Source organism: Ramlibacter sp., from assembly GCF_035554825.1.
GTDB lineage: Bacteria > Pseudomonadota > Gammaproteobacteria > Burkholderiales > Burkholderiaceae_C > Ramlibacter.
Genome location: NZ_DATMHS010000070.1, coordinates 1 through 15,000 on the forward strand (window position 1 = coordinate 1; position 15,000 = coordinate 15,000).

14 protein-coding genes are annotated in these 15,000 nt (G+C 70.3%); 5 read left to right on the forward strand and 9 right to left on the reverse strand.

From position 1 onward, the window contains the following. Both VNT59_RS07945 and VNT59_RS07950 read right to left on the reverse strand, forming a co-directional pair. A partial coding sequence (locus VNT59_RS07945; RefSeq protein ID WP_325497786.1) for a protein-disulfide reductase DsbD domain-containing protein occupies positions 1-1,044 on the reverse strand: 1,044 nt, incomplete at its 3' end. A gap of 38 nt (positions 1,045-1,082) precedes the next feature. After that, positions 1,083-1,823: an alanyl-tRNA editing protein gene (locus VNT59_RS07950; RefSeq protein ID WP_325497787.1), complete on the reverse strand. Its 741-nt coding sequence runs from the start codon at positions 1,821-1,823 to the stop codon at positions 1,083-1,085. A gap of 46 nt (positions 1,824-1,869) precedes the next feature. On the opposite strand from VNT59_RS07950, the gene VNT59_RS07955 reads away from it, so the two are divergent. Next, on the forward strand, positions 1,870-3,183 hold the full coding sequence (locus VNT59_RS07955) for a PQQ-dependent sugar dehydrogenase (protein ID WP_414708365.1): 1,314 nt from the start codon (positions 1,870-1,872) through the stop codon (positions 3,181-3,183). Positions 3,184-3,186: 3 nt separating this feature from the next. On the opposite strand, the gene VNT59_RS07960 is transcribed toward VNT59_RS07955, so the two are convergent. After that, positions 3,187-3,654, reverse strand: a complete 468-nt coding sequence (locus VNT59_RS07960) for an Lrp/AsnC family transcriptional regulator (protein WP_325497788.1) — start codon at positions 3,652-3,654, stop codon at positions 3,187-3,189. Between the two features lie 104 nt (positions 3,655-3,758). On the opposite strand from VNT59_RS07960, the gene mdeB reads away from it, so the two are divergent. From mdeB to VNT59_RS07980, 4 genes are all read left to right on the forward strand, one after another. Continuing rightward, positions 3,759-6,386, forward strand: coding sequence for an alpha-ketoglutarate dehydrogenase (gene mdeB / locus VNT59_RS07965; RefSeq protein ID WP_325497789.1), 2,628 nt, complete (start codon positions 3,759-3,761; stop codon positions 6,384-6,386). Between the two features lie 48 nt (positions 6,387-6,434). Then, the gene (locus tag VNT59_RS07970; RefSeq protein ID WP_325497790.1) at positions 6,435-7,250 is read left to right on the forward strand and encodes a creatininase family protein; all 816 of its coding nucleotides are present in this window, start codon (positions 6,435-6,437) and stop codon (positions 7,248-7,250) included. A 134-nt stretch (positions 7,251-7,384) separates the two neighbouring features. After that, complete coding sequence (locus tag VNT59_RS07975) at positions 7,385-7,900, forward strand: CBS domain-containing protein (protein WP_325497791.1); 516 nt, start codon at positions 7,385-7,387, stop codon at positions 7,898-7,900. A gap of 176 nt (positions 7,901-8,076) precedes the next feature. Beyond that, a complete protein-coding gene (locus tag VNT59_RS07980; protein ID WP_325497792.1) occupies positions 8,077-8,259 on the forward strand; it encodes a hypothetical protein in 183 nt (60 codons plus the stop codon). Between the two features lie 135 nt (positions 8,260-8,394). Here VNT59_RS07980 and VNT59_RS07985 read toward each other — a convergent pair whose 3' ends face one another. The 6 genes from VNT59_RS07985 to VNT59_RS08010 all read right to left on the reverse strand — a co-directional run bounded on the left by VNT59_RS07985 (position 8,395) and on the right by VNT59_RS08010 (position 14,631). Continuing rightward, the gene (locus VNT59_RS07985) at positions 8,395-8,664 is read right to left on the reverse strand and encodes a KGG domain-containing protein (protein WP_325497793.1); all 270 of its coding nucleotides are present in this window, start codon (positions 8,662-8,664) and stop codon (positions 8,395-8,397) included. Between the two features lie 153 nt (positions 8,665-8,817). Then, complete coding sequence (locus VNT59_RS07990) at positions 8,818-9,186, reverse strand: thioredoxin family protein (protein WP_325497794.1); 369 nt, start codon at positions 9,184-9,186, stop codon at positions 8,818-8,820. Positions 9,187-9,232: 46 nt separating this feature from the next. Then, on the reverse strand, positions 9,233-9,904 hold the full coding sequence (locus tag VNT59_RS07995; RefSeq protein WP_325497795.1) for a histidine phosphatase family protein: 672 nt from the start codon (positions 9,902-9,904) through the stop codon (positions 9,233-9,235). 185 nt (positions 9,905-10,089) lie between these two features. Further along, the gene (locus VNT59_RS08000; protein WP_325497796.1) at positions 10,090-10,947 is read right to left on the reverse strand and encodes a PhzF family phenazine biosynthesis protein; all 858 of its coding nucleotides are present in this window, start codon (positions 10,945-10,947) and stop codon (positions 10,090-10,092) included. 36 nt (positions 10,948-10,983) lie between these two features. Further along, a complete protein-coding gene (locus VNT59_RS08005) occupies positions 10,984-12,672 on the reverse strand; it encodes a phospholipase D family protein (RefSeq protein ID WP_325497797.1) in 1,689 nt (562 codons plus the stop codon). Between the two features lie 81 nt (positions 12,673-12,753). Beyond that, a complete protein-coding gene (locus VNT59_RS08010) occupies positions 12,754-14,631 on the reverse strand; it encodes an ATP-binding cassette domain-containing protein (protein WP_325497798.1) in 1,878 nt (625 codons plus the stop codon). Positions 14,632-15,000 lie beyond the last annotated feature (369 nt).

Here is a 15,000-nt window from a genome sequence, read left to right on the forward strand (position 1 = left end):
CGGGAACACGCAGGGCATCAGGTTCAGGACCACGCCGCCCAGCAGCGCGCCGAGCAGCGCCGCGATCAACGACAGCGACGCCACCGGCGCCGGCGTCGGCTCGACCGGCGCCGCCGCGGCGTTGCGCAAGGCCGCGGCGAGCGCCGGCGACACGCCGGCCGCGCTCGCTGCCGCCGGCCAGGCGCCGCTGACCTTGGCCTCGGTGCGCCAGCCGCGGTCGCCCGCCGCCAGCACGATCGGCAGCACCCTCGGGGTCGCGCTGCGGTGGCCCGACAGCGGCACCTCGGCGGTCCAGACGTCGCCCTGCCAGCCCTGGCTCCAGCGTCCGGCCGGTTCGACGATCTCGGCGGTCTCGGGGAAGAATTCCAGTGTCTTGCCGCGCAGCGCGGCCGGCAGCCCGGCCACCTTCACCTTGATCGCATTGCCGGCGATTTCGACCTGGCTGGTCCCGTCGATCGGCTGCGGCCGGGCGGCGAAGCTGGCCTGGAAGGCCGGGCCGTTGAGCGCCGTGGTGCTTCGCGCCGGCACGTTCAGCGCGAACTCGCCGTCTTCGGGGATGCACTCCTGGCGGCACACCAGCCAGCTGACCTTGAGCTTGACCGGCAACTCGCCGCCGGCCGAGGGCTTGAAATCCGGGGCGATCGTCAGCGGCACCGGCAGCAGCACCGTGCCTTCATAGCCGTAGTTGGCCAGGTGCCCGATCGGGATCTTCCGGGGCACCGGCCAGGCGATCTCGCCGGCCGTGACGCCGGCCGGCAGCGTCCATTCCAGGCTGGTCGGCAGCCCGGAGTCGCCGGGGTTCTTCCAGTACGTGTGCCACTCGGGCTGATGCGTCAGCTGCAGGCCGAGCCACACCTGCTTGCCGGCGGCGATGCCGTCCGGGGCATGGGCCATCAGCTCGGCGCGCACCCGCTCGGTCTTGACGACGCTGCCGGCGCCGACCTGGGCCTGGGCGGGAAGCAAGGCGATGGCCGCGGCCGCCAGCAACAAGGCGCGCGCGGCGGCAAGGGCAGGGCCGGCGAGGCGGTGGGCGGAAGACATCATGATGATCGGTGGAGCTCTGCGGTAGGAGGGAAGTTCCGTCAGGCAAAGCCCAGGACGACGCGCCGGGTGGTGGCGCTCTTCTTCTCGATCTTGGTGACGACCACCCCGCCGATCTCGGCGGTGTTGGCGACATGGGTGCCGCCACAGGGCTGGAAGTCGATGTGCGATTCGCCGCCGATGCGGATCGTGCGCACCCGGCCGGTGCCGCGCGGCGGCTGCACCGACATGCTCTTGACCAGCGCCGGATTGGCGTCGAGTTCCTCGTCGCTGATCGAGCCGACGTCCACCGGCAGGCCGGCCGCCACCAGGCGGGCGATGCCGGCGGTCAGCAGCTCCTTGTCGAGCGGATCGGTCATGTTGAAGTCCAGCCGCGCATATTCCGGCGTGATCGAGCAGCCGTTGACGAGCTGCGGCACCAGATGGCACAGCAGGTGGGTGCTGGTGTGAAAGCGCATCAGCTTGTGGCGCCGCGCCCAGTCGACGCGCGCGGTGACCAGCGCGCCCGGCTGCAGCCGGCCGAGCAGCGCCTCCTGGCCGGGCGCGGGCACGTGGATGATGTCGGCCGTGGGGCGACCCTCTTCGTCCTTGCCCTTGCGCGTATCGGCGATCGCCAGTTCGCTGCCGTCAGCGAGCACCAGCACCCCCGCATCGCCGGCCTGGCCACCGCCGAGCGGATAGAAGACGGTGCGGTCCAGCGCGATGCCCTGTTCGCCCAGGGCCGTCACCGTCGCCGTACATTCCTTCAGATACGCGTTTTCGCGGAAGAGGTCCTGTGTCATGCCGTTATTTTCGCGTGTCCGGCGGATGCCCCGTTGGATGTATGTCATGCGCACCCGGTCCGTGCAGGGTCTGGGACTGGCGCTGCTGGCCGGCGGCCTGGCGGGGTGCGGCGACATGGCGCGGCTGCCGCCCGGCGCGGACGAAGGCCCGCGGCCGACCCTGCCGTCGCCCGGGAAGGCGCTGGTGCCGACGGTCCAGGTCGCGCCCGCGATCGGCTGGCCGCCGGGCATGGCGCCCAAGGCGGCCAGCGGCTGGGCGGTGGGGCCATTCGCCGCCGGCCTGGATCACCCGCGCTGGTTGTACGTGCTGCCCAACGGCGACGTGCTGGTGGCCGAGAGCAATGCGCCGCCAAAGCCGCAGGACGGCCAGGGCATCAAGGGCTTGGTCATGAAGCTGATGATGCGGCGGGCCGGGGCGGGCGTGCCGAGCGCCAACCGGATCACCTTGCTGCGCGATGCGGACGGCGACGGCCGGGCCGAACTGCGCAGCGTTTTTCTCTCGGGGCTGAACTCGCCCTTTGGCATGGCGCTGGTTGGCAACGAGCTGTTCATCGCCAACGCGGACGCCGTCGTCAAGGTGCCATACCAGCGCGGCCAGACGCGGGCGGCGGCGCCGCCGGTCAAGGTGGCGGACCTGCCCGGCGGTCCCATCAACCACCACTGGACCAAGAACCTGCTGGCAAGCCGCGACGGCCGCAAGCTGTACGCGACCGTCGGCTCCAACAGCAACGTGGCCGAGCGCGGCCTGGAAGCCGAGGCCGGCCGCGCCGCGATCTGGGAAATCGACGTGGCCAGCGGCGCCAAGCGGCTGTTCGCCAGCGGCCTGCGCAACCCGAACGGACTCGCCTGGGAGCCGGCCACCGGGGTGCTGTGGACGGTGGCGAACGAGCGCGACGAACTTGGCAGCGACCTCGTGCCCGACTACCTGAGCGCCGTGCGCGAGGGCGACTTCTTCGGCTGGCCGTGGAGCTACTGGGGCGGCCACGTCGACGAGCGGGTGCGGCCGGCGCCGGCGGACATGGTGGCCAGGGCGCGCGCCCCGGACTATGCGCTGGGAGCCCACGTGGCGGCGCTCGGCCTCGCGTTCGCGGACGGCCGGCAGCCGGCGCCGTTTGCCAGCGGCGCCTTCATCGGCGAACACGGCTCCTGGAACCGGCGCCCGGCCAGCGGCTACAAGGTGGTGTTCGTGCCGTTCCAGGCCGGCCGGCCGGTCGGCACCCCGGTCGACGTCCTCACCGGTTTTCTGAGCGCCGCCGGCGAGGCGTACGGCCGGCCGGTGGGCGTGGCAATCGACCGCCGCGGCGCGCTCCTGGTGGCCGACGACGTGGGCAACGCGATCTGGCGCGTGGCGCCGCGCTGAGGATCAGCGGCGCGGCAGCGGCAGCGCGGTCTTGTAGCGCACCTGCTTGAGCGCGAAGCTGGAGCGGATCTTCTCGATGCCGGGGATCGGCGTCAGCTGCTCCAGGATGAAGCGCTCCAGCTCGGCGATGTCGCGCACGGCCACGCGGATCAGGTAGTCGCTGTCGCCGGTCATGAGATAGCACTCCATCACTTCCTCGTGCTCGGCGATGCGGCGCTCGAACTCCGCCAGCGAATCCTTGGCCTGCTCCTTGAGGCTGATCGAAATGAAGACATTCAAGCCGAGGCCGACCGCCTTCGGGTCCGCCAACGCCACGTAGCGCTGGATCACGCCGGCCGATTCCAGTGCTTTGACCCGCACCAGGCAGGGCGAGGGCGACAGGTGCACCCGCCGGGCCAGTTCGACATTGGTCAGCGAACCGTCCTGCTGCAGCTCGGCAAGGATTCGCAGGTCGATCGCGTCCAGCTGCATGAAGTGCTCCCAATCTTCGATGGGTCGGCATTTTATGCTGCGGATGGGCTCTTCGAAGCACATTTGCAAACCCCTATTTGGCGGCCGCCTTCCTACAGTGGCGCATGACCGATCACAGCATCTCCCGCTTCCTCGCCGCCGATGCCGCGGACGTCGACCCCCTCGAAACCGGTGAGTGGCGCGATGCGTTCCTGGCGTTGGTGGCCACCCACGGCCCGGCGCGGGCCCGCTTCATCCTCGACCAGCTGGCGGCGCTGGCGCGCGGACCGCATGTCGGCTGGTCGCCCGAGCTGGTGACGCCTTACGTCAACACCATCGACGTCGACCGCCAGCCGGCCTTTCCCGGCGACCTCGCGATCGAGGAGAAGCTGGCTTCGCTGATGCGCTGGAATGCGCTGGCCATGGTGGCACGGGCCAACATGGCGTACGGCGAACTCGGCGGCCACATCGCCAGCTACGCCAGCGCCGCCGACCTGTTCGAGGTCGGCTTCAATCATTTCTTCCATGGCCGCAGCGAGCAGCATGGCGGCGACCTCGTGTTCTTCCAGCCGCACAGCGCGCCCGGCGTGTATGCCCGCGCCTACCTGGAAGGCCGGCTCACCGAAGCCGACCTGGCCCACTACCGGCAGGAAATCACGGGGCCGCGCCACGGCGCGCGCGGCCTCTCGAGCTATCCGCATCCCTATCTGATGCCGGACTTCTGGCAGTTCCCGACCGGCTCGATGGGCCTGGGCCCGATCAGCTCGATCTACCACGCGCGCTTCATGCGTTACCTGACGCACCGCGGCCTGCTCGATTGCACCGGCCGCAAGGTCTGGGGCGTCTTTGGCGACGGCGAGATGGACGAGCCGGAGAGCATGAGCGCGCTCACGCTGGCCTCGCGCGAGCGGCTGGACAACCTGGTGTGGGTCGTCAACTGCAACCTGCAGCGGCTGGACGGACCGGTGCGCGGCAATGGCCGGATCATCGAGGAGCTGGAGAAGCTGTTCCGCGGTGCCGGCTGGAACGTGATCAAGCTGGTCTGGGGCAGCGACTGGGACGGCCTGTTCGCCCGCGACGTGACCGGTGCCCTGACACGGGCGTTCGCCAGCACGGTGGACGGGCAGATGCAGACCTTCGCGGCCAAGGACGGGCGCTTCAACCGCGACAACTTCTTCGGCCAGAACGAGGAACTGGCCCGGCTGGCCCAGGGCATGACCGACGAGCAGATCGACCGGCTCAAGCGCGGCGGCCACGACCTGGTGAAGATCCATGCCGCCTACGCGGCGGCGGCCGAGCACGTGGGCGCCCCGAGCGTGATCCTGGCCCACACCAAGAAGGGCTACGGCATGGGCTCGGCCGGGCAGGGCCGGATGACCACCCACAGCCAGAAGAAGCTCGATGGCGCGGCGCTGATCGAATTTCGCAACCGCTTCAATTTGCCGATCTCGGACGAGCAGGCGCGCAGTCTCGAATTCTTCAAGCCGCCGCCGGACAGCCCCGAGCTGCAGTACCTGCACGCGCGCCGGGCGAGCCTGGGCGGCTACCTGCCGCAGCGGCAGTCGGCGGCGGCGCCGCTGCCGGTGCCGGAACTTGCTTCCTACGGCTCGTTCGCGACCGCTGCCGCCGGCAGGGAGATGTCGACCACGATGGCCTTCGTGCGGCTGCTCGGCAGCCTGCTCAAGGATGCGCAGCTGGGGCCGCGCATCGTGCCGATCGTGGCCGACGAGGCCCGCACCTTCGGCATGGCCAACCTGTTCAAGCAGGTCGGCATCTATTCCAGCGTCGGCCAGCGCTACGAGCCGGAAGACATCGGCTCGGTGCTGTCCTACCGCGAAGCCCTGGACGGCCAGATCCTGGAGGAAGGCATCAGCGAGGCCGGCGCCATCGCCAGCTGGACGGCCGCGGCCACCAGCTACAGCGTGCACGGCCTTGCGATGCTGCCGTTCTACATCTACTACTCGATGTTCGGCTTCCAGCGCGTCGGCGACCTGATCTGGGCGGCGGCGGACCAGCGGGCCCGCGGCTTCCTGCTGGGCGCGACGTCCGGACGCACGACCCTGGCCGGCGAGGGCCTGCAGCACCAGGACGGCAGCAGCCATCTGGTCGCCGCCACGGTGCCGAACTGCCGCGCCTACGACCCCGCCTTCGCCGGCGAAATGGCGGTGATCGTCGATCGCGGCATGCGGGAGATGCTCATCGACCAGCACGACGTCTTCTACTACGTCACCCTGATGAACGAGAACTACGCCCAGCCCGACCTGCCGGCCGGGGTGGAGGACGACGTGATGCGCGGCTGCTACCGCTTCGCGAGCTACCAGGCGCAGGACGGCGGCAGCGCGCCGCGGGTGACGCTGCTCGGGTCCGGGGCGATCCTGACCGAAGTGGTCGCGGCGGCCCGGCAGCTGGCGGCCGCCGGCGTGGCCTGCGACGTGTTCAGCGTGACGAGCTGGAGCGAACTGGCACGCGAGGGACAGGCGCTGGAGCTGCGGTCACTGGCCGGCGAAGCGGCGGCGCTGCCGTTCGTCACCCGGCAGCTGGCGGGCAGCGCAGGCCCCGTCATCGCGGCCAGCGACTACGTGCGGGCGGTGCCGGAAAGCATTCGCGCCTTCATCCCGGCGGGGCGCCGCTACCTCACGCTCGGCACCGACGGCTTCGGGCGCAGCGACACCCGGGCGGCGCTGCGCGAATTCTTCGGCGTGGATGCGGCGGGCATCGTTCGGGCGGCGCGCGCCGCCTTGCCGAGCCCGTGACGCTGCCGCCGGGGTGACAAATCCCGGGCCGGCACTACCATCGGGGGCATGACGACTTCACGCTTCTGGGCCGACCTCGGCACCCGCGATTTCGAGCGGTTCGATCCGGCGCGCACCGTCGCCGTGCTGCCGCTGGGCGCCACCGAGCAGCATGGCCCGCACCTGCCGCTGGCGGTCGATCAGGTGCTGGTGGACGGCGTGGTCGCGGCGGCGTTGCCGCACCTGCCGGCGCAGTTGCCGGTGCTGTTCCTGCCGACGCAGCAGATCGGCTACAGCCCGGAGCACGGCCGCTTCGACGGCACCCTCACCGTTTCGGCCAGCACGCTGATCGCGATGTGGACCGACATCGGCCAGTGCGTCGCGCGCGCCGGCCTGCGCAAGCTGCTGCTGCTCAATGCCCACGGTGGCCAGGTGAGCCTGATGGACATCGTCGCGCGCGAGTTGCGCGGCCACTGCAAGCTGATCGTGTACAGCTGCAGCTGGTGGAACCTCCCGCTGGGCGACGCCGTGACCGGCCTGTTCACGCCCGAGGAGCACCGCTTCGGCGTGCATGGCGGCGAGATCGAGACTTCGCTCATGCTGGCGCTGCGGCCGCAGCTGGTCGACATGACGCAGGCCCGCGACTTCACCTCCGCCTCGCAGCACCGCGCCAGCCAGTACCCGATCCTGGGCGACGGCAAGAGCGCCAAGCTCGGGTGGCAGATGCAGGACTACAACACGCGCGGCGCCGCCGGCCGTGCCGCGGCCGCCACGGCGGACAAGGGCCGGGCCCTGGTCGAGGCCGCCGGGCTCAAGCTCGCCGCCCTGCTGCAGGAGTTTTCGAGCCTGCCGCTGTCGACCCTGGTCGACGACGCCCAGCCCTGACGGACCGCGCGGCCCGGACATCGGCAGCGTCCTACGAGAGCTTGCGAGGGGACCGACAGCACGCCGGCGCGCGCACGCTAGATTGGCTCCATCCCCGGCGACGGCCGGCGGCAACCAATCGCAAGGAGTACCAGATGGCGACAGTGGCAGACGTGATGACCCGCGGCGTGCGGACGATGACCCCCTCGGACACCGTGGTCCATGCGGCGCAGGCGATGGACGAGCTGAACGTGGGCGTGATCCCCGTGTGCGACGGCGAGAAACTGGTGGGCATGGTCACCGACCGCGACATCGTGGTCCGCGGCGTTGCCCAGGAAGCCGACCCCAGGACGCTGAAGCTGGCCGACGTCATGAGCACCAACGTGCGCTGTGTCACGGAGGACGAGGACATCGACAGCGTGCTCGGTGAGATGGCCGACACCCAGATCCGGCGCATGCCGGTGGTCGATGGCCAGCAGAAACTGGTGGGCATCGTCACCCTGGGTGACATCGCGGCCAAGGACGTCGGGGACGAGGATGAAGTGGCGGTGTCGCTCGGCGACATCTCCTCGCCGGCGGAGCCGGACCGTTCCGGCCAGTCGCAGGCCAGCGGCCCGGCCGGCGGCGGCTCGGCCTCGGGCTCGGCCCGGCCGCGGCGCCAGTCGAAGTAGTCGCCGCAGGCGTTCCCTGCTCGAGCGCGCAAGCTCGCGGGCCCGGAACGGCCACTGCAACGCAACTCGAGCGTTGCACCACCCCCACGTGCGGGCAGCCTTTTGCACGAACCTGTGACGGCGGACACAATCCCGTCACGCCGCGGTTCCTACACTGGGTGCAGGAAGGAGCCGCAATGCGATTTTCAGCCGCCATCCAGCAGATCGGGTTGCCGCACCCGGCGCCCGAGCCGGTGCAGCCATCGAACGTCACGCCGTTGACCTCGGGAGCGGCGCCGCATCCCGAGCCGGCCGTGGCCGCTGCCGGTGAGGGGCCCCTCGATCTCGATCAGCGGGTCCGTCTGTCCGGCGAGTGGTAACGCCCGGCCGACCTGCGCCGGCACCGGCCGCGGCCGTGTCCAGCACGAGCGACTCAGCTCGTAGGAAGCGACTCACGTCGCCACAACGAAAAGGGCGTCCGCGGACGCCCTTTTTCGTGGGACGACGACCCCCGATCAGCTGTTGCCGCCGGAGGTGCCGCCATGCGAGGAACTGCCGGCGTTGTTCTTGGAGCGGTTGCTCTGGCTGCGGGCCTGACCGCCCTTGCGGCCTGCCTCGCGCGCCTCTTCCGAGGTGAATTCGTGGGCCGTGCCCTTCTCGTGGGCGGCGCGACCGCCTTCGCTCGCGATCTCGCGCTGCCGCTGCGGGTCCATCGAGGCGAAGCCGCGGTTCGACTTGCCGCTGCTGCTCTGGTTGCCCTGGTTGCCCTGGTTGTTGGATGCCATGTGGGATCTCCTGACAGAAATGGGAGTGGAAAGATCATGACTGGCGGGTCGCCAGCCATGTCGTGATTGAGCGTTCGCCGCGCGCGCACGCTCGTCAGGAAGCCAAAACGCCGAGTGTAGGACGTGGCCTTGCCCGGTTACCGTTGGTAGCTATCAGTTCCGTAGCATCCCGGCCAGCCGTGGAAAGAGTTCGGCGACCTCGGGCGTGATGCCCGTGGGACGGGCGCCGGAAGCCAGCACGGTGGCGAGCAGGCGATCGAACTGGGCCGCCGCCGGCAGCACCGGCCCGAAGAACACCGGCCGCCCCGCCGCTGCGATCAACAAGGTGGGAAAGGTCTCGACGTCGACATCGCCCATGGCCGCCGCCTCGTCCTCGACGTCGACCCATGCGAACCGTACCGAGGGATGGCCGGCGGCGGCGCGCTCGAAGGCAGGACGCCACTCGCGGCAGACGCCGCACCACTGGGCGCACAGACAGATCACCCAGTGGTCGCGCCCGGGCTCGTCGGCGGTCGGTTCCATTCGGGCCAGTGTAGCAAGCGGCCCGTGGCGCCCGAGGTGCGGGCGCTCAGGTGTAGGTGACCCAGTGCGCGAAGTCGGGGTGTTCCAGATGCGGGATCGCGTTGTAGCAAACCAGCATGTGGCGCTTGGGCGTGAACGCGAATTCCGTGATGGAGGTATTGCGGATGCGCATGTTCAGCTCGATCGTGGTCTCGGGGCTGGTGCCCAGCACCTGGCCGACCGCGGTCGAGATCGGGCCGCCGCTGGTGACCACCAGCACGCTCTGGCCGTAGTGGTTGGCGCGGACGTGGTCGAGTGCGCCGGCGACCCCGGCGGCGAATTCGCTGTAGGTCGGCATGCCCTTGGGGCTGACCACGCCCGCCATCCATTGCGCCAGGCCGTCGCGCAGCAGCCGGAAGTGGTGCCGGTAGCGCTCCGGCGAGTCCGGCCGTTCCAGGGGATGCGGGTGGATCGCGGCGATGACGGCGGCGCTGTCGTACTCGTTCAGGCCTTCCCACTCGAGATGCTCGCCGGCGTGGCTCATGCCCTCCAGGATGCCGGCCAGCGTCTGCTTGTGCCGGCGCAAGGTGCCGGCGATCAGCCCGTCGAAGCGGATGCCCTTCTGGCCGAAGTACTCCCCGAGCCGGAGGCTCTGGCGCCGACCGAGGTCGCTGAGGTTGTCGTAGTCGTCGGCGCCGAACGAAGCCTGGCCGTGGCGCACGAGGTAAAGCGTTCCCATTGCGTTCATTCTCCCCGCGCCCGTGCGGCGCCGCCAGTCACGGCGGCGACCGCATTCGCCACGGCCCCGCGCATGCCATCGCCGGAATGGTGCAGCTCCGGCGCGGTACGCCGAGCGCCTGGCGCGCCGCCCCCGGGGCTTGTGCTCGAGGCGTTCCCCGCCTCACGGAGCCGGGGAGCGACGGCTCAAAACAGCACGGTGCCCGTGATGCAGCTGACGCAGTCGCCGCCAACCCAGACCTGCCCCTGGCCATCGCGCTGCACGTGCACCCGGCCAGCCCGCTCCAGGCAGGCGCCTTGCGCCGCGACGTAGTGATCCGGCAGCCGGCCTTCCTCGATCAGCCACTGGGCCAGGCCGGCGTTCAGGCTCCCGGTCACGGGGTCCTCGGGCACGCCGATGGGTGCGGCGAAGCCTCGCACCTCGAGGTGGTGACCGGACCCGTCGGCATCGCGGTAGAGCGCGGCGACGCCGACCTTCTGGCCGAGCCGGGCCAGTTGGGCATGGTCGGGCGCCAGTCGCAGCACCGTTTCCGGTTGCGCCAGCAGCAGGCCGAGCCAGACCGGGCCGTTGTCGAGCACCTGCGCGGCGAGCACATCGCCGCTCGCCAGGCCCAGTGCGGCGAGCACCGGCGCCAGAGCCGCCGGATCGGCCGCGCCGCGCCGCAGCGGCGGCGCCCGGAAGGCCAGCCGGGCGCCCTCGCGGCGCAGGTGCACCAGGCCCACCTCGCACTCCTGCACCACGAAGCCGCTGTGGCGCGGCCTGCCGCCGTGCTCCAGCCAGGCGTGGCAACTGCCGAGCGTCGGGTGACCGGCGAACGGCAGCTCGCCGCCTGGCGTGAAGATGCGTACGCGGTAGTCGGCCTCGGGCGAGTGCGGCGGCAGCAGGAAGGTCGTCTCGGACAGGTTGGTCCAGCGCGCGAAGCGCTGCATCTCGTCATCCGACCGATCACTGCCATCGAGCACCACGGCGACCGGATTGCCGCGGTACGGCTGCGCAGTGAAGACGTCGACCTGCTTGAAGGGGCGGTGCTGGGCCTGGTTCATGCTGCGCACTGTAGCGTGCAGCCGCCGGTCGCGCCGCTACAACATTTCGTCGGGCGCGAACGGGGCGATCAGACGCGCCAGCAGCCGCAGCTTGGCGCTGGCATCGGGCTCCGAGCGCGCGCTGCGAAACGGTGCGCCTGGCGGTGCTTCCCAGACCAGGCGCCCGTCCCGCAGCTGCAGGCGATATGCGCCCTCGGCAAGGGTCGTTTCCACCTGGCGCACCGCTTCGCGCGACAACGCCGCGCCGCGAATCAGGAGGGCGACCTCGCTGTTCTTGCGCTGCGAACGCAGATCGAGATTCATCGAGCCGATCACCGCCAGCCGCTGATCGATGATCACCGCCTTCGAGTGCAGGCTGGCGCGGGAGCTCGCGCTCTTGGAGCCGCCGCCGCCGGAGCCGGGCAGCGGCGTGGAGCCCAGCCCCGTCATCGTGCCTTCCTGGCTGGCGCGCATCTCGTGCAGCTCCAGTCCCAGCGCCAGCAGCGCGTCGCGGTAGCGCGCGTAACCGGCATGCGCTGCCGGCGCATCGTTGGAGGCGAGCGAATTGGTGAGCACGCGGATGCGAATCCCCCTGCTGCGCAGTTCCCGGAACACCGCCATCATGACCGGTCCCGGCACGAAGTACGGGGACACGATCAACACGTCCTGGCGGGCCTGCCGCATGAGGTTGAGCAAGCCGTCCACCACTGTTTCGCCGGCGTCCGCTTCATCGTCGTCGGGGCCGATCTTGGCCGGCGCGTCCGCCAGCAGCACGGCCGGCGCCCAGACCACGGGCAGCTGGCGCAGGTCCATCGCCGGCGCGGCGGTCACGGCCACGGTGCTCGTGACGCTCGGCAGGATGGTGGCGGTGGGGGTGACCGGCGGGATGCTCGGGGCGGGCGCCGGACGGGGGCGGGAGGCGTCGGGCTGGGGCGGCTCGACCGGCTGCCGCACCGCTTCGAGCTCCTGCGGCGCGACCAGGGTCTGCATCGGATAGGCCAGTTCGTCGTTCCAGTAGCGGTCGAAGCTCGCCGACATGTCGCGCACGATGCGACCGAATGCGAGCACGTCCAGGTCCACGAAGTTGCTCTTGTCGTCGCCGCCGAAGTAGGCGTCGCCGAGGTTGCGACCGCCGGTGATGCCGACCGCGTTGTCGGCGATGAACAGCTTGTTGTGCATGCGCTTTTGCAGGCGCCCGAGGTCGTGCAGCGACGTGAAGAGGCGCCCGAGGAGGGACCGGCGCGAGCCCGGCAGCGGATTGAACAGGCGCATCTGCACGTTCGGCTCGAAGGCCAGCCGCAGCACCTGCGCGTCCTTGCCCACCGTATTGAAGTCGTCGAGCAGGATGCGGACGCGCACACCGCGGCGCGCCGCGTCGCGCAGCGCCTGCAGCAGCACCTCGGTGCTGTGGTCGGCGTGGATGGCGTAGTACTGCAGGTCCAGCGTGCGCTGGGCCTCGCGGATCAGCGCGAGGCGGCTGGAATACGCCGCGTCGACGTTCTCCAGGAGCCGGAAGGCGGAGTCGCTGCGGGCACTCTCGCGCTCGCGGCGCTCCTGCACCAGCCGCCCGAGCGCCGTCTGCTCCGGCGCGGTGAGGGCGGTCGATGGCGTGCGCCCGGTATTGCTGGGAAGGCTCGCGCAGCCGGCGGCGCCGGTGGCGAACACGACGGCCACCGCGCAGCGCCAGACCCCGGCCCACGGCCACGGTGGCGCGGCGGGACGGCTGGGATCGGCGGACGTCGTCATGTCCAGCCACTGTAGCGGCCACCGCGGTCGCCGGGGCCCAGTGTGAGTCAGCCGTGGGCGGCAGTTTCTGCCGGACAGGAGCTACGGCGAGCTCAGCGCTTCCCAGCGCTCCAGCGCGGCCATCAGTTCGTCTTCGATCGCGGCGCTGCGCTCGGCCAACTGCACGGCGCGTTCCGGATCGTCGCGGTACATGGCGCCGTCGGCCAGCGCGTCGTTGATGTCGCGCTGCTCTTCCTCGAGCGACTCGATCAGCCCCGGCAACCCTTCGAGCTCGCGTTGTTCCTTGTAGCTGAGCTTGCGTTTGGCCGGCGTGCCGGCCGCCTTGTTGCCTTGGGGTGCCGGTTCCGGCGCGACCGGGCGCGGCGCCTCGGCCGCGGGCGCCGCCGCGAGCGCCTGCGATCGGCGCGACTGCGTCAGCCAGTCCTGGACGCCGCCTTCGTACTCGCGCCAGCGGCCCTGGCCCTCGAACACGATGGTGCTGGTCACCACGTTGTCCAGGAACGCGCGGTCGTGGCTCACCAGGAAGACGGTGCCGTCGTAGTTCTGCAGCAGGTCCTCGAGCAGCTCGAGCGTGTCGATGTCGAGATCGTTGGTCGGCTCGTCGAGGACCAGCACGTTGGCTGGGCGGGCGAACAGCCGCGCCAGCAGCAGGCGGTTGCGCTCGCCGCCGGACAGCGATCGCACCGGCGAGGCGGAACGGGCCGGCGAGAACAGGAAGTCGCCGAGGTAGCTCTTCACGTGCTTGCGCTGGCTGCCGATCTCGATCCATTCGCTGCCGGGGCTGATGAAGTCCTCCAGTGTCGCGTCCAGGTCGAGCGTTTCACGCATCTGGTCGAAGTAGGCCACCTGCAGATTGGCGCCCTGGCGCACCTTGCCGCGGTCGGGCTGCAATTCGCCGAGGATCAACTTCAGCAGCGTCGTCTTGCCGGCGCCGTTGGGCCCCATGAGACCGACCTTGTCGCCGCGCAGGATGGTGGCGCTGAAGTCGCGCACGACCACCTTCTCGCCGAAGGACTTCGACACGTCGGTGAGTTCGGCGACGATCTTGCCGCTCGGCACGCCGGAGGCCAGGTCCATGCGCACGCTGCCGAGCGCTTCGCGCCGCGCGGCGCGGCGGGCCCGCAGCTGATCGAGCCGGCCGATCCTCGCCTGCGCGCGGGTGCGGCGCGCTTCCACCCCCTTGCGAATCCAGACCTCTTCCTGCGCCAGGAGCTTGTCGGCCTTGGCGGCGACGACGGCCTCCTGCGCGAGCTGCTCTTCCTTCTGCAACTGGTACTGGCTGAAATTGCCGGGATAGGAGCGCAGCTTCCCGCGGTCCAGTTCGACGATCCGCGTCGCGACCCGATCGAGGAAGACGCGGTCGTGGGTGATCGTCACCAGGCTGCCCTTGAAGGCGATCAGCAGGTCCTCCAGCCACTCGATCGAATCCAGATCCAGGTGGTTGGTCGGCTCGTCCAGGAGGAGCACGTCGGGACGTCGGACCAGGGCCTGGGCCAGCGCGACGCGCTTTTTCGTCCCGCCCGACAGGGTGCCGATGACGGCGTCGGGATCGAGGTGCAGGCGATGCACGGTTTCGCGGATGCGCTGCTCGAGGTTCCAGCCGTCTTTGGCCTCGATCTGGCCTTGCAGCCGGTCCAGGTCGCCGCTGCCGTGGCTGTACTGGTCGACAAGGGCGATGACGTCGGCAACGCCGGCGCGCACCTCCGCCGCGACGGTCCTGCCAGGATCGAGCGCCGGCTCCTGGGCGACGTACGCGACGCCGAGCCCTTGCTGGAACTGCAGCGTCCCATCGTCGGGCCGCTCGAGGCCGGCGAGGATCTTGAGCAGCGAGGTCTTGCCGGCGCCGTTGCGGCCGATCAGGCCGACCCGCTCGCCGGACTCCAGAGAAAAGTCGGTGTGATCCAGCAGCGGTACGTGCCCGTAGGCCAGCTGGGCGTTCAGAAGGGTGAGGACGGCCATGAGCGGGGGATTATCGAGGGCCCAGGCCGCGCAGGCGTCGCCGCGCCACCGTCCGGCGCTGCGGTGCGGGGGAAACAAGTTCACACGGGGCCGCGGAACTTCGGACGGCAGCTCGCGCTCAGATCGAGCGTCCGGCGGGGGCGCGCTGTCAACGCGGCTCGTCCGGCGCTTGCCCGAAAAAAAGTTTTGGCGACGGACTGGCAAGCTGCCAAAAGGCGTGCTACAGTCTATGGCTCTGCTGACGAGTGCAGCGGCTGAATCGCTAACCGATCTGGCCCCTGACGAAATCGGTAGAAACCCTCAAGTTTGACAGGACTTAGCAAAAACTGTCATAATTCAAGGCTTCGCTGATCGCAGCAAAGCAGACGA